We start from the raw sequence: 17539 nt of genomic DNA, 5'->3' as shown, positions 1-17539 counted from the left end.
GCACACAGATATTAGCAAAACGCTTTCGAACGAATTGCAACATACTCAGGCTAACTCAGGTTCAATGAGAATCAAAGATCAACAAGCTATTCTCGCCACTGGCCGTGCTACCTTGTTATCAAACGAGCCATATTCCAGCGTACCGATCGTTCCTGCGACAACAAAAAATAAACCAGTAGCTACAAAGTCACCACAGAGCACTAAAGCTCCAACTACCAAAGGGAGTGGGGGTACAGGCTCTTCAAAATTGCCGAATTCGGTTCCTGTAGCTGCGCCAGCTCCTGACCAGATTATTACTTCAATGAAAGTGATGGCGACGGGTTATACTGCGGGTTATGAATCAACAGGTAAAACATCTAAACATCCCGAATACGGAATCACCTATTCAGGTGTTAAAGTACGTAGAGATAAGAACACAGTCTCGACTATTGCTGCTGACCCTAAGGTAATCCCGTTAGGGAGTATACTTTATATACCTGGTTATGGGTACGGCATCGTCGCTGATACAGGATCTGCCATTAAAGGGCGGAAGATTGATTTGTATTTTGCTACTACGAAACAGGTGTATAAGGAATGGGGCAAAAAATCAGTTGTAGTTCAGCTCATTAAGCGAGGAAACGGTACATGTACAGAAGTGATGCTGAAGAAGCTTACTCAGGCGATTGAGACTTACAATGCTGTACCGCAATCCCTGCTGGAAGAATCCATTTAAGATCTAGCGGTTATACTTCAATGAATTTGGTGGATTGAACTTAATTTCACTTGGTCATGCATAATAGTGACATCACCTTGCCATAATACGGACTGGGGCAGAGCATTAGCCTCATCCGAGATTTTCTCTTAGTAAGCATTATCTATGCTGCATAAGGGATAAGGGAGGTGAATTCCGTGGCTAATAATAAAAAATCTAAAGTTCAAGAAAACTACAAAACACCGAATGAAAAATACAATGCTGAGTTTGCTGTTGAGAATGACGGCACAACTAAGCAAAGTGGAAATACTTCTAAACCAGCTCAGAAACCGCAACAATAATGCGCTACTGAAGCTGAAGACTGCTGAATAAAGAGACTGTCCCAAATCAGTTTATAACTGAGGGGCGGTCTTTTTTTTATATTTCATATATAATGAAGTAAATGGAATATTACCCCATTCGTCTCCGTCTAGAGACTGAGTGGAAGTTCCTTCTCTCGCCGCTGTTTATGAGCGCTTCCTTCCTGTAGACTAAGGCTATAAGATTGAAGAAGAGAGCGTTCCACTAATTTAAAGGGGAAATGGAATATGAAAAGAAGGTTCACAAGTCAGATTTTTGGCGGCTTGATCCTGATAGGGATTGGAGCCATGTTTCTACTTAGACAATTGGGTTACACCGATTTCAGCTTAGGTTATTTAATCTCAAATTATTGGCCTGTTATCTTGATCCTCATGGGGATGAAGCGACTCCTGGGTACGGGAGACGAACATCAAAAAGGTGGATCTTCACCTATCGGCGGTTTTTTCTTTCTGGCGATCGGAGTGTTTTTCCTTGGACGAAATTTGGACTGGTTCGATATTTCAGCCGGGGATTTTTTCAAAATGTTCATTCCAATCATGCTTATTGGTGGCGGTCTTTATGTGATATTTAAACCACGAGGTTCAGTACCACCAGTGCCACCTGCGCCACCATCACCACCTGATTACTTTCCTCCAGGAAAAAGCTCGCTAGATGTGGAGCCGCCAAAACCGCTGGATTCCACGCTAGATGAACAATTCGAGCAGAAATTCGGCAAATCTTCTGGTGGGAGAGACTGGAATATTAATCTGCAAAAAGATGAAGAAGAGGATGAGGACGGAACTGGAGCTTTTAAGTCCACCGCTGAATCACGTTGGCAGGAGAAACAGGAGCGTCATGAGCGCAGACGTCAGGAGCGTCATGAGCGTCATGCTAGAAGACATGGGGAATGGCATGAGGAGTTCCATGAGACAGAGAGTAACAACAAGGAGTCAACCAATCGCTCTGCTTTTATTGGGGATGTCCACATGGGGCGTGAGCATTTCCAACTGAAGAACACAAATGTCTCGCAGTTTATAGGTGATACTGTACTGGATCTTACGAACGCACAAATTGCTTATGGAGAGACGAAGATTAATATCTCCGCTTTTATAGGCGACATCAAGGTGTACATTCCGAATGATATGGATCTTGGAATCTCAGTGAACAGTAGTTCATTTATCGGCGATATGGAAGTTCTGGATCAGTCTCGGAGTGGATTTATGAGCAGTGTTCAATGCAAGACGCCTTATTATAAAGAAGCGGGCAAAAAAGTCCGCATTAACGTAAGTGCTTTTATAGGTGACATTAAAGTTAAAACGGTGGGTTAGATGGGAACAATCTTTAGTAATACCAAATGGTTGTTGTTGTTTTACTTTTTGCTCACTGGAGCCGTAAGCGCCGGGTTGATGTATGCAGGCACTTGCCTTGGGTATATCGAAGTAATGGATTATCGCATGTGGCTGTACTTATGTCTTGGGATCGTGTTATTCACTGTTGTAATCGGCTATATGGCAGGTCAGCGCATTCAGCGGCGGATTGATCATCTGGATCTAAACATGCTGCAGGTGGCAAAAGGGAATTTGTCCGTTCGTATGCCAGAGAGTGATGACCAGTCTTTTGCGAGAGTGTACCATGAATTTAATGTCATGATGGATACGGTTGAGAACAAGATGCAGCTTCTGCAGCGATTGGGTGAACAAGAGGTTATTGAGAAGGAACAGGCAGCGGAGAGTGCGGTGTTGGAGGAAAGAAGACGTATGGCCCGGGATTTGCATGATACGGTGAGCCAACAGCTTTTTGCCATCCATATGTCGGCTTCTTCGCTGCCTAAAGTGCTGAAGGTTAATGAAGCTCAAGGTCAATTGGTAATGGATCAGTTAATTGCAATGTCACAAATGGCACAAAAGCAGATGAGAGCACTTATTGCACAGTTGCGACCGGTGGAGCTGGAAGGCAGGAATCTTTTCGAAGCACTGGAAAAATGGTTCCCTGATTATTGCCGCCAGAACGGCTTAAAAGGAATGAAGGAGCTTGAGCTGCAAGGAGAATTATCTGAGGCTATTGAACATCAGCTATTCTTGATTATCCAGGAGGCTATGGCGAATATTGTGAAGCATGCTGAAGCTAGACTGGTCAGTTTATCACTGCGTGAAGGGTCAAGACAGGTTGTGCTGAGTATTAGCGACGACGGTCAAGGTTTTGAACATATACAGCAAAAACAGGGTTCGTATGGTCTTACCACCATGCGCGAACGTGCGGAGAAACTGGGTGGACAAGTGGAGATTATTAGCCGAAAGGGTGCGGGAACGACCATACGCGTACATATCCCTAAGTTTGTGCAAGGGAACTCTGAGTTAGAGGAAAAAAGAGCATTAGGAACAGATACAGAGGACGAGGAGGAATAGAGCATGAGCGTCATAAGAGTGTTGCTCGTGGATGATCATGATATGGTGCGGATGGGTCTTAAAACATATCTGATGCTGGAGCCGACGTTTGAGGTTATAGGAGAAGCAGCAAATGGACAGGAAGCGCTGGAGATGCTGCGTGCTGGCGGACATGAAGGCTTACCCGATCTCGTGCTAATGGATCTGATGATGCCTGTGATGAATGGTGTGGAGACTACTCGTGCAGTGCTATCGGAATTTCCTGGTCTCAAAATCGTTATCTTGACCAGCTTCTTAGAGGATGACCTCGTCGTGGATGCTATAGAAGCTGGAGCAGTCAGTTATGTGCTCAAAACCGTATCGGCAGAGGAACTGATCTACGCACTGCAAGGCGCATTTCGCGGTATGCCAGTTATGACTGGTGATGTATCGCAAGCGCTGACACGTGGAATTCGCCAGCGTACCGTGCAAGGGGATTCCTCAGGCTTGACGGAGCGTGAGAAGGAGGTCTTACTGCTCATTGCTGAGGGCAAGACCAATAAGGATATCGGCGAGGAACTACATATCAGCATCAAGACAGTGAAGACGCATGTCAGTAACCTACTGATGAAATGCGAGCTGGATGATCGAACCCAGTTGGCTATTTATGCTCATCGGAAGGGTTGGGCTCAGGGTTAGGTTTGTTGTTCAAGATGATTTGGGGTAGTTTATGGGGGCTTAAAAGTAAGTTATAGGGAAAACTTCCCTTTAAACTTGAGTTTTAGGCTTGTATACAGGATTATAGGGAAATCCTCCGTATAAATTCCTTGTTTTTCTCATAAATAGCTATATTGCTGAGAATTATAAGGAGGTATTCCCTTTAAATCTTGATTTCTTGTGGTTTTGGTTAATTATAGGGAGTTTTTCCCTATAATTATTGATCGTTGTTTGTTCCTTGTTCTTGGACTTCGTTCATGGACGTCGTTCTAGGGTTTTGTTCTAGGTTGTATGTTGGAAGTTCGGGCCGCGTTGTTTTCTGCGCCCGAGCTTCTTTTTTACATACCTGCCTAGGGATTGGGTATCAGAGCGAAAAGTTTACGTCCGCCCTTGAAATCATGTTCCACTTGCAGGGTCAATTCATAGGAACATGATTTCAACAGCGGTGTAGCCTGAAACCCAGTCCTGACCAACAGCGTGCGCCTTTTGAACCAAATCCCGTCTATTTGCCTATATCTTTTATCTCCGCTTAAATTGTTTTTAATGTGACCTTAAGGTTTAAAGTACAAAATAAGAAACAAGAAAACAAATTAATCCTTGTCAGGCGACAGGATGCAGGAGGTAAATAAACATGGACGATAACAAAAACAACTTTAATCGAGACAATGGACCAGCACCAGATCGGGATTGGGACAATAATAACCATAATAGCAATAATAATCAGTCATCCGAATCCGGATCATCATACTACTATTCTTATGGACCATTTAAATCATTGAACAAAGATGAAAGTAACGTAGACGGAAGTGCTCAGCATTACAACCGGATGGAGCCGGAGCGGGTCGAGATTACACCTCCACAGCCTGTAAAACAACTCCCATATAACAGTTCATATCGCAGTACAGGCTTCGATGGTAATGGCGGTGGACGTGGAGGAAACGGCGGAGGTGGTTCTGAAGGTGGCGGTGGCTGGCAGTTTAATAAAAAGCCAAAAAGCTCAGTGAAAACTATATTTGTTTCCTTCTTAGCGGGTATGGTCGTTCTCTCAGGTTCTATGTTCATGGCAGATCGAGGCAACTGGTTCACAGGGGATGCAACAACCATTGCAAGCTCAGGATCGAATGGAACGGCGAAGACGACGAATGAGAGTGCTAGTACTACACCTAATACTACCACTACATCATTGGTGAAAGGATCTCGTGATGTGACTGGCGTAGTTGATGCGGTTGGACCAGCAGTCGTCAAGATTGAGACGCTAGTGAAATCCGGTTCACGTAATGGAAGTTCATCCAGTCCGAATTTGAGTGATCCGTTCTCTCAATTTTTCTTTGGGGATCAATACGGTGGAAGTGGTTCTTCACAAAATGAGCAGGACTCGAAGTCAGGTTCAAATTCTTCATCGCAGCTCATCCCTTATGGAATTGGAACAGGCTTCATTTATGAGAAATCCGGATATATTTTGACCAATCAGCACGTCATTGAAAATGCCGATGTCATCCAAGTTACAGTGGATGGTGTGACCAAACCATACGAAGCAAAATTGCTAGGTTCTAGCAAAGATTTGGATTTGGCAGTACTGAAAATTGAGGGAGATAGTGATTTCCCTACAGTTGCTCTGGGAGATTCGGATAGCTTGAAAGTAGGCTCAGAAGTGGTTGCTATCGGTAACCCGCAAGGCTTCGATCATACAGTAACCTCTGGTGTTCTTAGTGCAAAAGGACGCAGCATCGATATTAACGAAGAAGATGGTAGTGGAACTCGCAACTACAAAAACTTGCTGCAAACTGACGCATCTATCAACCCTGGTAACTCTGGTGGTCCGCTGCTCAATATGAATGGACAGGTAATTGGTATGAACGTTGCTGTTAGCACAGATTCCCAAGGTATAGGTTTTGCTATCGCTGTGAATACGATTAAAGAAGTCGTAGATAAACTCGAAGCGAACCAAGCGATTCCAAAAGAACCCGTACCATTCATTGGTGCAACGCTTATGACGATTACAGATGAAGTAGCTAAGCAAATGGGCACGGATATTAAAGAAGGTTCTGTAGTTGCAGACATTATCTTTAAATCCCCAGCGTATGCCGCTGACTTGCGCCCTTACGATATCATTACTGGTGCAAATGGTACAAAATATGCAACAAACCAAGATCTGATCGCTTTCATTCAAACGTTAAAAGTCGGTGACAAAGTAACGCTGAATGTTGTGCGCGATGGCAAGAACATGGATCTTTCCGTAACAATCGGCAACAAAAATGATTTTGATACGACTACTGGGCAAAATCAGAAGCAATAACACCGGACGGTGAATAACGCGGAAGGGGCAACCCTTCCGTTTTTTGTCTAAACATGGTGTGACTGCTACAATATGAATAAATAGAAATGAACAATGGGGGCTGCTTGATGCGACCGAATATTCTTATTATTGATGATGATGAAAAAATTATCTCCATGCTGCGCAGGGGGTTAGCTTTTGAAGGCTACGATGTAAAGACAGCAGTGAATGGAGCGGATGGTTTACGAGCAATCCTGAGCAGCGATCCGGATGTGGTGATTTTGGATGTTATGATGCCTCAGGTAGACGGATTTGAAGTCTGTCGTCGTTTGCGTGAAGGGGGCAGTAATGTGCCTGTTCTAATGCTTACGGCCAAGGATGAAATTGAGCATCGTGTGAAAGGGCTTGATCTGGGTGCGGACGATTATCTAGTTAAACCATTTGCGCTGGAAGAATTACTTGCACGTGTACGAGCGTTACTACGACGTAAGAGTGAGCAAAGTGGCGGTAGTGAGCAAGCGGTTACTTACGAGGATATTACCTTGGATGTGGATTCACGTGAAGTGACACGCGCCGGCAAGAGACTGGAGCTGACAGCGAAGGAATTTGAGCTGCTACATCTCTTTATGCAGAATCCGAAACGGGTGCTTTCGCGGGATCTGATCATGGATAAAATATGGGGTTATGATTACAGCGGTGAATCTAATGTACTTGAGGTATACATAGCTATGCTACGCCAAAAGACGGAGGAGCATGGCGGTAAACGCCTCATTCAAACGATCCGGGGTGCCGGTTACATTCTAAGAGGTGACAACTAACATGTCTATAAGATTGCGGCTGACTGCTTGGTATTCAGGGATTTTGGCCGTTATGCTGCTGGCCTTATCAGCCGCAATTTACGGTTTTGTCTATTTTAATACGTATGGGGACTTGAAGGATCGTCTGAAGGTACAATCTGAGCAAACGAAACTTTTATTTAGCGTTGATCGCTACAATGGTGAGCTGAAACTTGGCGGAGTCGGTCCTGAAAACTCCAATTTATATACGCAGATTTATACTTATGGCAGCAAAAGCTTGTCACAATCGACAAATATGATTAACTTTGGCCTACGGTTTGATTATCCTGCTAAAGATAAAATTGCAAAAGGATTTCGTAATGTTGTTGTGGACGGCAATCAGTTTTTGATCTACGAGATGCCTATCGAACTAGAGCATTATAATAATAATCCAGTGGCTGTATTACAAGTCGCTGCCTATGTGAATGAGCAGAATAAGCTCTTGGAGCGTTTGAAAAATATATTGCTTGTCGGTTCTTTTGCTACCTTGATCGCGGCATTTACCTTTGGTTTATTCCTGGCACGTAAAGCGATGAGTCCTATTGGAAAAGTGATTGAAGCTGCAAATGGGATTCAGACGGGGAATGACCTAAGCTCCCGTATTGAATATGATGGACCTCCAGACGAAATAGGAAGACTTATTGAGACCGTTAACAGCATGCTTGGGCGTATGGAAGGATTCTACACAGAGCTTGAGGATTCGTATGCGGCTCAGCGTCGTTTCGTATCGGATGCTTCACATGAGCTTCGGACACCACTCACAACCATTCGTGGGAATATCGATCTGCTGCAAAAAGTATGGGAGCTGGAGCCGGGCGAAGGGAAGATGAGCGAGGCTGAAATTCGCCAGCTCTCGATGGAATCGGTGAAGGATATCGCGGACGAGTCTAAGCGAATGAGCCGACTTGTAGCAGATATGCTCTCGCTCGCTCGTGCTGATACAGGGCGAACCTTCGAGATAGAGCCGGTGGCACTGGAACCAATGATGACTGAGATCGCGCGTAGGGCATCCTTCCTGCCTCGTCAAGCGGAGTGGGTTACAGGGGATATGTCCGTCTTAAATGGAAAATATGTTGTGGGTAATAAAGATTATTTACAACAAATGTTATTTATTTTTATTGATAATGCTTTTAAATACACGCCTTCTGGTGAGGTAAGTTTAGATACGATTTTCTATCAGAATCAGGTTGGTATTCGGATCACCGATACGGGGATAGGTATGGATAAAGATGAGGTTCCATATATTTTCGACCGTTTCTATCGTGCAGATGAATCACGTGGAATTACAGAAGGAATTGGGCTTGGTTTATCCATTGCTAAATGGATTATTGACGAGCATGGTGGGTCTGTGGAAGTTGTTACACGCCAAGGCGAAGGAACTACTTTTGTGATCTGGTTGCCGCTTCTCTTTGCTCCGCCGCTGGAATAGGGTATAATTTAAAGTGTGTCCTATTACAGAAGTCAACGAAAGCAGAAAGTTGGTGAAGTCATGGAAGTCATTAAAATTTCTCCCCGGGGATATTGTTACGGAGTAGTCGATGCTATGGTAATGGCACGGCAGGCTGCGCAAAATCTCGATCTTCCCCGGCCGATTTATATACTGGGCATGATTGTTCATAATAGTCATGTCACGAATTCGTTTGAGGACGATGGCATCATTACCTTGGACGGTCATAACCGTCTGGATATTCTCGATAAAGTAGACAGTGGAACTGTTATATTCACTGCTCACGGAGTTTCACCTGAGGTACGCAAGATGGCTAGGGATAAAGGATTGACTACGGTCGATGCTACCTGTCCTGATGTGACAAAGACGCATGATCTCATTCAGGAGAAAGTCGATGACGGTTATGAGGTTATTTATATCGGCAAGAAAGGCCATCCGGAACCGGAAGGTGCTGTCGGCATTGCGCCAGAGCATGTGCATTTAATTGAAAAAGAAGATGAGATTGCAACTCTATCCATTCCTTCTTCACGGATTGTAATTACGAATCAGACCACTATGAGCCAGTGGGACATTAAAAATATTATGAAAAAGCTACTAGAGACCTTCCCAGGTGCTGAAGTGCATAATGAGATATGTATGGCTACTCAGGTGCGTCAAGAGGCTGTAGCGGAACAGGCGGGTCAATGCGATCTAGTGATTGTCGTTGGCGATCCACGAAGCAACAACTCTAATCGTCTGGCACAGGTGTCGGAAGAGATCGCAGGTGTGCCTGCTCATCGGATTTCTGATATCTCTGAACTAAACACCGACTGGCTGAAGGGTGTAAATATTGTGGGGGTTACCTCTGGCGCGTCTACACCTACACCAATTACCAAAGAAGTTATTAATTATTTGGAGCAGTACGATTCCGAGAATCCCGAGACATGGGAGATCAAACGTACAGTGAATATGGCGAAATTACTTCCTCCGGTTAAGAATAAGAGCACAAGCACTACTTAATGCGCTGTAAGCGAACTTATATATTTGTGTTAGGACAAAAGCGCGTAACCTCGTCTATCGAGGTTACGCGCTTTTCTATTTAGAAAAAGCGGTTTCATCTTATAAATCAGGAAATAGGATTGACGGTAAAGGATTTTTAGAGTAAAATCGCTTTATCGGTTAAAAGCATAAAAGCTTAAAAGCTTAAAAGCGAACACGCGTCGTAGTGCGAGTGTGTTGAGCGAAATTATTATAAATTTTAAGTGTAGAGAGGAAGTTATTAAAATGATCGTCATTACATCCAATCAAACGCCAGAAGAGCAGGTTAAAGATATTATTGCAGTTATCGAAAAAGAGGGTCTGCAGGTACATCTCTCTAAAGGTGCAGATCACACTGTTATCGGTTTAGTAGGAAGTGTCACTCCTAAGCTTGCAGAGCATTTGCGGCAAATGAAGGGAGTAGAGAACGTCGTAAAGATCTCCAAGTCTTATAAGCTAGCTAGCCGTGATTTCCATCCAGAGGATACCATTATCGATATCAAGGGTGTGAAGATTGGTGGAGAGAATCTGGTGATTATGGGCGGACCATGCGCCGTTGAGTCTCCAGAGCAGATTGATGAGATTGCCCGTCTGGTTAAAGCTTCAGGTGCTCAGGTACTGCGTGGAGGCGCGTTTAAGCCCCGTACAGGTCCATACAGCTTCCAAGGCGTAGGTGTAGAAGGTTTGACTATGATGGCTGAAGCAGGAAAGCGTCATGGCCTATTAACCATTACAGAGGTTATGACACCAGAGTATGTGGATATTTGTGCAGAACATGCTGACATCCTCCAGGTGGGTACACGGAACATGCAGAACTTTGATTTGTTGCGTAAGCTGGGTACTTGTGGAAGACCTGTCCTTCTGAAACGCGGCTTCAGTGCAACCTATGATGAATTGCTCAATGCAGCGGAGTACATTTTGGCAGGCGGAAATAAGGATGTAATGCTCTGCGAGCGTGGTATTCGTACATTTGAGACTTACACACGCAATACGCTGGATCTATCGGCTATTCCGGTTCTACAAAGCTTAAGCCACCTTCCGGTAATCTCTGACCCAAGTCACGGCACTGGACGTCGTGAGTTAGTTGAACCTATGGCTAAAGCTTCGGTTGCAGCTGGTGCAAATGGTCTAATCATCGAAATGCACACAGATCCGGACAATTCTATGACAGGTGACGGTGTTCAATCGTTATTCCCTGACCAGTTCGATAATCTGCTTAAGGATCTAGAAAAGCTTGCTCCGATTGTTGGACGTAAGTTTTCAACTTCGCCAGAAACCGTTTCGGCGCTATAATTTTTAAGAATATAACAACCTTGGAAGTCCTCTAAACCCGCGGTACAGCGGGATAGTAGGGCTTCTTTGCTATTGAATAAGTTAGAAATGTTATGAATATTAGAGAAAATAATGGATTTCACGAAAGCGTTAGAATATCTTACATTGCTGAAAGAAATACCTGACATAAGCATTGACGATGTTAGGTATGAGATTTATAATGACGACAGCAAATAAAAATGAAACAAGAACATTTGCATACTGTGAGGGGCTTAATGTTCGGAACTTGGGGGAGGAAAAATTCATGTCGGTTGAAAAAGTGTTGCAAACAATTAAAGAAAACAATATCGAGTGGGTAGATTTTCGATTCGTAGATTTAGGTGGCCGTGCTCACCACATTTCTCTGCCTGCATCTGAAGTGGAAGATGAAACTTTTGTAAATGGGGTAGCATTCGACGGTTCTTCCATCAAAGGATTCCGTGGTATTGAAGAATCAGACATGGTTATGATGCCTGATCCGAACAGTGTGTTCATTGATCCGTTCACAGCTCATCCAACGCTGAACGTTATGTGCGACATTTTCACTCCTGATGGTGAACGCTATGAGCGCGATCCTCGCGGTATTGCTGTGAAAGCAGAAGAATTCCTTCAGAAGAGCGGAGTTGGAACATCAGCATTCTTCGCACCTGAGTCTGAATTCTTTATCTTTGATGATGTTCGTTACGAGAGCGGTATGAACAGCTCCTCATTCTTCGTAGACTCTGAAGAAGCGGCTTGGAATACGGGTCGTAAAGAAGAGGGCGGCAATCTTGCATTTAAAGTTGGCGTTAAAGGTGGATATGTACCTGTAGCACCTGTGGATTCCCAACAGGATATCCGTAGTGAAATGTGTCGTCTGCTTGCTGAAGTGGGACTACGCATTGAGCGTCATCACCACGAAGTAGCAACTGCAGGCCAAGCGGAAATTAACTTCCGTTTTGATACCTTGAAGAAAACTGCTGATAATCTCATGACTTATAAATATATTGTACAAAACACTGCACGTCAGTACGGCAAAGTAGCAACCTTCATGCCAAAACCACTGTTTGGCGATAATGGTAGCGGAATGCACGTACACCAATCGATCTTTGACGGAGACACTCCTTTGTTTTACGAAAAAGGCGCTTATGCTAACTTGAGCGAAATGGCTCTTCACTACATCGGCGGTATTTTGTATCATGCACCAGCTTTGATCGCTTTGACTAACCCAAGCACCAACTCCTTTAAACGTTTGGTTCCTGGTTACGAAGCACCGGTTAACTTGGTATACTCCAAAGGAAATCGTTCTGCAGCAGTTCGTATTCCAGTAGCGGCTGTGACACCGAAGGGCTGTCGTATCGAGTTCCGTACACCGGACTCCACCGCTAACCCTTACCTGGCATTCTCCGCAATGCTGATGGCAGGTCTGGACGGAATCAAAAACAAGATCAACCCACAAGAACTGGGTTACGGTCCTCTGGATAAGAACATCTACGAATTGTCCGATGCAGACAAAGAAAAGATCCGCAGCGTTCCAGGTAGCCTGAGCGAAGCGCTTGATTCTTTGGAAGCTGATTACGAGTTCCTTACAGAAGGCGACGTATTTACTAAGGACTTCATTGATAACTATATTGCTCTGAAACGTTCCGAGGCTCAAGAGGTTGCGATTCGTGTTCATCCACATGAATATTCTTTGTACTTCGACCTGTAAGATTACTCAAATCATATAAAGCTTTAACAAATAAAGGTGTTCCTAAGTCATGAAAATGACTTAGGAACACCTTTTGTATTGATCCTAACAAAAATGAGGATATCTTTGGCCATTGATATGACTAAGGATATCCTCATTTTTGCTTCTATAGTTTAATATTCTGACCTGTGTTCCGCTTTAATTAAGTAGAGGTATCACTTAGGGATCTATACTAAACCCCGCTCAGGAGCTCCGCAGGATTCTCTTATGATGAGCTCTGGCTCGACGCTGAAAGAGCTCGTGCCTGATTGATTGTTTATTAGATCATACAGCATTAACGCGGCTAGACGACCAATCTTATCTTTATTTTGTTTAATCGTAGTCAAGAGTGGTGTTGTGTAATTGCAGGCTTCGATATCGTCACAGCCAATAATTGCGACGGTACCAGGAACAGCAATAGCAGATTCCTTTAGGGCACGCATAGCTCCAATAGCTAGCTGATCAGAAGCCGCGAATATCGCTCTGGGCAAGTTTCCATTCGAAATCATTCTACGCATGGTCTCATACCCGCTGGCTTCAAAGAAGTTGCTGCCGTTTAAGAACCAGTTTTCGTTGATCGGTAGTCCTAAATCTTCAAGTGCTTTGCGGAAACCACTTTCACGTATATTGGAGATTTCTGACTCAGAGGAGCTGCCGATATAACCAAGTTCTCGATAGCCTAATAAGTAAAAGTGTTCGACTACCTTGGTAGACAACTTAAAATTATCAGACATGATATAACCCGAATTGTCGCCTGACAGCTTTAAATCTACGCCGATGCATGGGATAGAACTATTATCCAATTCGCTGATGGAGGTTTCTAGCTCTTGTCCGGTAATAAGTAGGCAGCCATCTACATTAAAATGCAGACAACGGGCAAGATAATCATTAGTATCGCCACTTTTAAATTTTTCGTTAGAGAAAAAGATCAGGTCATAACCTAACAGTCCCATTTGTTTTTTGAAGGAATTTAGAACTTCGATGAAAAAAGGGTGGGTAAAGTCAACGTTCAGCATTCCTGCAAAAATAACACCAATCAGATTCGATGATTTTGTAGCTAATGTTTTTGCTGAGTTGGAGGGAGTATATCCAGTTTCCTTTATGATTTGTTGTACCCGAGTCTTGGTGTCTTCCGAAATATCACTGTAGTTATTTATGATTTTAGATACTGTCGAAACAGAAACTCCAGCTATTTTCGCTATGTCTTTAATGTTATAGGCCAACTTTAGTCCTCCTTATAATGCGAAATACTCCGTAATCTATGATAAAAGTAGAGTTGAGTTAAACTTTTTATGGATTTTAAATATGAATTACGAAACGTTTTCGTAAATGATTTTATAATTATATAGGTAGATAGTCAATGGGATGTTTAGTTGTCTGGCAGGAATGTCCTATATATCAAAGGGTTTTTATAGATATATGGTCAAAAATAGTTCAAAGACTAAGAATAAAAAAGACTTTACAAAGATAAATAACGATGTAATAATAAAAACAACGAAACCGCTTTCTGTATTATTGTCGTTAAAGTTTCGTGATTTCAGTAATTAAAATAGTGTTTCGTTAAAAGGTCGTAACAAATTATCTGGGGGGTAACAAAAATGGTAAAGAAGCTTTCTGCAATATTGTTGAGCTCAGCGCTAGTGCTCTCATTAGCAGCATGTGGAAGCGGCAACAACACAAAAGGTGAGGCTACAAATGCTCCGGGGAACGGAACAGACAAGCCAGCATCTGGTGACAAGAAAGTGATTAAGATCTTGCACTGGAAACAAGAGAACATTAACAAAGTCATTACAGACATTAATAAGAAGTTTGAAGAGAAATATCCAGAATATAAAGTGGAATACACAACCACTGGTCCGGATGATGAATTCAAACAAGCGCAAAGAGCGAGAATCACAGCTGGTGACGTAGACGTCCTTGCCGATCTTTCCGGTATGAGATTGTCTCCGAAAGATTGGACACCAGGTGCGAAAGTGCCAGACTGGCAACAATGGATTGATTCCGGTTTGATTGCTGATCTGAGCAGCGAAGCTTTCGTTAAAAACTACAATGCGAATGATATTGCCAAGGCGGGTACTTACAACGATAAAGTGTATGCGATCCCAACCGGTAAAGTAGCAATGTCAGGTTTCTTCTATAATAAAGAAATGTTTGAAGAAAACGGTTTGACTGTACCTACTACATGGACAGAGTTTATTAGTCTTCTTGATACTCTGAAATCCAAGAGCATCGTGCCAATCGTAGTGGCTGGTAAAGATGTATGGCCTTTGAAACTACCAGTGTTCGGTTTGCAGTCTAAGATTCTAGGTGGAGGCAACCAACAAAAATGGATTGAAGGCGTTTGGAAAGGTACTTCGGCGTTCAACGATGCTGAGGCTGTAGAAGTGCTAGAAAAAATGAAGACACTTCAAGATAACTATTTCATCGACGGTTTCTTAGGGATTGACTATGCAACAGCACCCTCGTACTTTGCAACAGGTAAAGCAGCTATGATCGCTGACGGAACTTGGGATGCTCCTACGATTGCTGCTGCTAATCCAGATCTGAAATTTGGATACTTCCCAATTCCAGCTACTGAAGACGCTGCTAAAAACAATTCACTTGTAGGTAAATACGATGTAACTTGGTATGCAGCAGAAAAAGGTCCGAACAAAGAAGGCGCTTTGAAATGGCTGGAATTCTTCTCTGAACCAGAAAACTACACGGAATACGTTAAAGCTGCAGGCTTTTTGCCAACACAAGATAACATTGCAACTGACAGTGACTTTATTGACAAAGAGCTTGCTCCTTACATGACAGGTGACTTTGAGCTAGCTTATGAAATCATGATGATTAACCGTGATAACGTTGGCGAGCACATTGCTGCCGAGGGTGTACACACTGAATACCTTGCACCAGGTGGCGAATTTAAAACCGCTAAAGAACTTGCAGATGTTCAACAAAAAGAATGGGAAGCTGCAGCTCCTAAATAAGCTGTTATCCCAATAAACAGATATCTACAACATACTGTGTACAACATCGGGGTCTGTTCGTACAGACCCCGATCATTTTATTGAATTAGGATTGGGTAGGTGAGAGAAATGTATCCGTTCGGAAAAGGTATAAAAAGATATTTACCACTTCTGCTGCTTATGATTCCATTATCGTTGTACGTTGTTTTTTATTTTGGACCCTCTATGATGACGGTCATCTATTCATTTACAGATATTACTAACGTTCCTGGAAGCAAGTTGAATTTCGTAGGCCTTGACAATTATTATAGTGTTTTTAACTCCGGAAATTCTGGCGAACGTTGGGATTCCATTATACGAACTGTTTATTTCATGATCATTGTTACAATCGTACAGAACGGTGTCGGTCTCCTTATGGCCGTAGTGATTAATCAGAAGCTGAAAGGCGATTATTTTTATCGCGCAGTTTTCTTTTTGCCGGTTGTCCTCGGTGTATCGGTAGTTGCACTGGTATGGGGCTTGATGTTCGATCCGCTTAGTGGTCCTGTCAATCAACTGTATGATTCTTTGTTCGGTTATAAAGATATGTTCTTTGGAAGCTTCACCCATGCGTTTGGTTATATTATATTCACGCAAATTTGGATGTACATGGGTTACTCCATGCTGATTTTCCTTGCAGGACTTCAATCCGTTCCGAAAGATCTATATGAAGCTGGATATATTGATGGAACCACGAAGTGGCAATCTTTTAAGAACATTACGTTCCCACTTATTGCTCCATCGTTCACCATTAATATTATTTTGTCCATTATCGGTGCGATGTCGACCTTTGATATTATTCTCGCAACTACGGACGGTCGCTTTAACACAAGAACGATGGCTTATGACGTGTATAAAGAGACGTTCCGTGGTTCTCTACAGATGGGACTTCCATCCGCGCTTTCTGTGGTGCAGTTCCTTATGATTCTGGTCTTCGTTGTATTTGCAGTTAAACAAATGCGTAAGAGAGAGGTGGAGTATTAATGAAAGATTCCAAAACCGCCAAAACTCTCTCTTATATTCTGATTGCAGTATTGCTTGTTTTGTATATCATGCCACTATTGTTTGTTATAAATATTTCATTCAAGTCCTTCACAGATTACCTGCTAGACCCGATCGGACTTGTGAAAAGTATTCAATGGGATAATTACAAGGAAGCTTGGTTAAAAGGTAATTTCTCTAATTATTTCCTGAACAGTCTGCTGTATACAGCCGTAGCAACAGTACTTACACTTATCGTGTCGTTATTCGGTGCTTTCCCGGTGGCGAGAAATTATGTGAAGTGGAGCGGGTTTATTTATTTGTTCTTCTTGATGTCACAGTTCTTGCCTAACCCTATGGTTGCACAGTTCAAATTGATGCTTACCTTGAAACAAGAGCTTGGATTCGTGGGCTATGATACGAAGCTGGGTTATATTCTCCTGAAAACAGGAGGAACAGGGATCGTCTTCATGATGTTCGTAGGTTATATTAAAGGGATCAGCCGTGAGATGGATGAAGCTGCAGGTATGGATGGTGCTGGGTATATGCGATATCTATTCCAGATCATTATGCCGCTGATGAAACCTGTTATCGCAACGGGTGTTATTTTAACAGCGATTACCATCTGGAATGACTTTGTGGGACCGGTCATGTATTTGCCAAGTCCGGAACATTATCCAATTACCTTCGGGCTTAAAGAATTCCGTGGTCAATACGGGAACAACTGGCCTATGTTGGCGTGCGGTATCATGATCGTATCCGCACCACTTATCGTCCTGTACACCTTCATTCAAAAGTATATTGTTGACGGTGCATTGGCAGGTGCGGTTAAAGCTTAAGTAGATGTGTAAATGAGAGGATGGG

At 43.2% G+C, this 17539-nt stretch carries 15 protein-coding genes; 14 read left to right on the top strand and 1 reads right to left on the bottom strand.

All coding sequences use genetic code 11. From position 1 onward, the window contains the following. Positions 1–145: 145 nt before the first annotated feature. The 11 genes from MKY52_RS01010 to glnA all read left to right on the top strand — a co-directional run bounded on the left by MKY52_RS01010 (position 146) and on the right by glnA (position 12686). A complete protein-coding gene (locus MKY52_RS01010; RefSeq protein ID WP_445671004.1) occupies positions 146–712 on the top strand; it encodes a 3D domain-containing protein in 567 nt (188 codons plus the stop codon). A 176-nt stretch (positions 713–888) separates the two neighbouring features. Further along, the gene (locus MKY52_RS01005) at positions 889–1032 is read left to right on the top strand and encodes a hypothetical protein (RefSeq protein WP_156114753.1); all 144 of its coding nucleotides are present in this window, start codon (positions 889–891) and stop codon (positions 1030–1032) included. A gap of 246 nt (positions 1033–1278) precedes the next feature. After that, positions 1279–2358, top strand: a complete 1080-nt coding sequence (gene liaF / locus MKY52_RS01000; RefSeq protein WP_341049330.1) for a cell wall-active antibiotics response protein LiaF — start codon at positions 1279–1281, stop codon at positions 2356–2358. Continuing rightward, positions 2359–3435, top strand: a complete 1077-nt coding sequence (locus tag MKY52_RS00995; protein WP_042186220.1) for a HAMP domain-containing sensor histidine kinase — start codon at positions 2359–2361, stop codon at positions 3433–3435. A gap of 3 nt (positions 3436–3438) precedes the next feature. After that, entirely contained in the window at positions 3439–4092 is a 654-nt protein-coding gene (locus tag MKY52_RS00990; RefSeq protein ID WP_042186223.1) for a response regulator, read from the top strand. 649 nt (positions 4093–4741) lie between these two features. After that, positions 4742–6406 (top strand): S1C family serine protease, encoded by a 1665-nt coding sequence (locus MKY52_RS00985; RefSeq protein WP_341049328.1) that lies wholly within the window; start codon positions 4742–4744, stop codon positions 6404–6406. Between the two features lie 107 nt (positions 6407–6513). Continuing rightward, positions 6514–7203 carry a response regulator transcription factor gene (locus MKY52_RS00980; protein ID WP_042125657.1) on the top strand — a complete coding sequence of 230 codons (690 nt, stop codon included), beginning with the start codon at positions 6514–6516 and terminating at the stop codon, positions 7201–7203. A 1-nt stretch (position 7204) separates the two neighbouring features. Then, positions 7205–8650 (top strand): sensor histidine kinase, encoded by a 1446-nt coding sequence (locus MKY52_RS00975; protein WP_341049327.1) that lies wholly within the window; start codon positions 7205–7207, stop codon positions 8648–8650. A gap of 60 nt (positions 8651–8710) precedes the next feature. Further along, a complete protein-coding gene (locus MKY52_RS00970; RefSeq protein WP_042186228.1) occupies positions 8711–9667 on the top strand; it encodes a 4-hydroxy-3-methylbut-2-enyl diphosphate reductase in 957 nt (318 codons plus the stop codon). Positions 9668–9931: 264 nt separating this feature from the next. Further along, on the top strand, positions 9932–10978 hold the full coding sequence (gene aroF / locus MKY52_RS00965) for a 3-deoxy-7-phosphoheptulonate synthase (protein ID WP_341049325.1): 1047 nt from the start codon (positions 9932–9934) through the stop codon (positions 10976–10978). 283 nt (positions 10979–11261) lie between these two features. After that, complete coding sequence (gene glnA, locus MKY52_RS00960) at positions 11262–12686, top strand: type I glutamate--ammonia ligase (RefSeq protein WP_042186233.1); 1425 nt, start codon at positions 11262–11264, stop codon at positions 12684–12686. Between the two features lie 206 nt (positions 12687–12892). Here glnA and MKY52_RS00955 read toward each other — a convergent pair whose 3' ends face one another. After that, the gene (locus MKY52_RS00955; RefSeq protein WP_341049323.1) at positions 12893–13927 is read right to left on the bottom strand and encodes a LacI family DNA-binding transcriptional regulator; all 1035 of its coding nucleotides are present in this window, start codon (positions 13925–13927) and stop codon (positions 12893–12895) included. Positions 13928–14302: 375 nt separating this feature from the next. On the opposite strand from MKY52_RS00955, the gene MKY52_RS00950 reads away from it, so the two are divergent. From MKY52_RS00950 to MKY52_RS00940, 3 genes are all read left to right on the top strand, one after another. Then, positions 14303–15676, top strand: a complete 1374-nt coding sequence (locus MKY52_RS00950; protein ID WP_341049320.1) for an ABC transporter substrate-binding protein — start codon at positions 14303–14305, stop codon at positions 15674–15676. A 108-nt stretch (positions 15677–15784) separates the two neighbouring features. Continuing rightward, positions 15785–16678 carry a carbohydrate ABC transporter permease gene (locus MKY52_RS00945; RefSeq protein WP_042125669.1) on the top strand — a complete coding sequence of 298 codons (894 nt, stop codon included), beginning with the start codon at positions 15785–15787 and terminating at the stop codon, positions 16676–16678. Continuing rightward, a complete protein-coding gene (locus MKY52_RS00940; protein WP_341049317.1) occupies positions 16678–17514 on the top strand; it encodes a carbohydrate ABC transporter permease in 837 nt (278 codons plus the stop codon). Before MKY52_RS00945 ends, MKY52_RS00940 begins: the two co-directional genes overlap by 1 nt. Positions 17515–17539: the final 25 nt, after the last annotated feature.

Origin of the sequence: Paenibacillus sp. FSL P4-0184 (assembly GCF_038004625.1) — a bacterium.
Classification (GTDB): Bacteria; Bacillota; Bacilli; order Paenibacillales; family Paenibacillaceae; genus Paenibacillus_AQ.
This window is presented reverse-complemented; position numbering and strand designations above follow the sequence as displayed.

Excerpts from the sequence above, each read along its gene's own strand:
- liaF (WP_341049330.1), top strand. The coding sequence starts at position 1,279 with ATGAAAAGAAGGTTCACAAGTCAGATTTTTGGCGGCTTGATCCTGATA.
- MKY52_RS00995 (WP_042186220.1), top strand. The coding sequence starts at position 2,359 with ATGGGAACAATCTTTAGTAATACCAAATGGTTGTTGTTGTTTTACTTT.
- MKY52_RS00990 (WP_042186223.1), top strand. The coding sequence starts at position 3,439 with ATGAGCGTCATAAGAGTGTTGCTCGTGGATGATCATGATATGGTGCGG.
- MKY52_RS00985 (WP_341049328.1), top strand. The coding sequence starts at position 4,742 with ATGGACGATAACAAAAACAACTTTAATCGAGACAATGGACCAGCACCA.
- MKY52_RS00980 (WP_042125657.1), top strand. The coding sequence starts at position 6,514 with ATGCGACCGAATATTCTTATTATTGATGATGATGAAAAAATTATCTCC.
- MKY52_RS00975 (WP_341049327.1), top strand. The coding sequence starts at position 7,205 with ATGTCTATAAGATTGCGGCTGACTGCTTGGTATTCAGGGATTTTGGCC.
- MKY52_RS00970 (WP_042186228.1), top strand. The coding sequence starts at position 8,711 with ATGGAAGTCATTAAAATTTCTCCCCGGGGATATTGTTACGGAGTAGTC.
- aroF (WP_341049325.1), top strand. The coding sequence starts at position 9,932 with ATGATCGTCATTACATCCAATCAAACGCCAGAAGAGCAGGTTAAAGAT.
- glnA (WP_042186233.1), top strand. The coding sequence starts at position 11,262 with ATGTCGGTTGAAAAAGTGTTGCAAACAATTAAAGAAAACAATATCGAG.
- MKY52_RS00950 (WP_341049320.1), top strand. The coding sequence starts at position 14,303 with ATGGTAAAGAAGCTTTCTGCAATATTGTTGAGCTCAGCGCTAGTGCTC.
- MKY52_RS00945 (WP_042125669.1), top strand. The coding sequence starts at position 15,785 with ATGTATCCGTTCGGAAAAGGTATAAAAAGATATTTACCACTTCTGCTG.
- MKY52_RS00940 (WP_341049317.1), top strand. The coding sequence starts at position 16,678 with ATGAAAGATTCCAAAACCGCCAAAACTCTCTCTTATATTCTGATTGCA.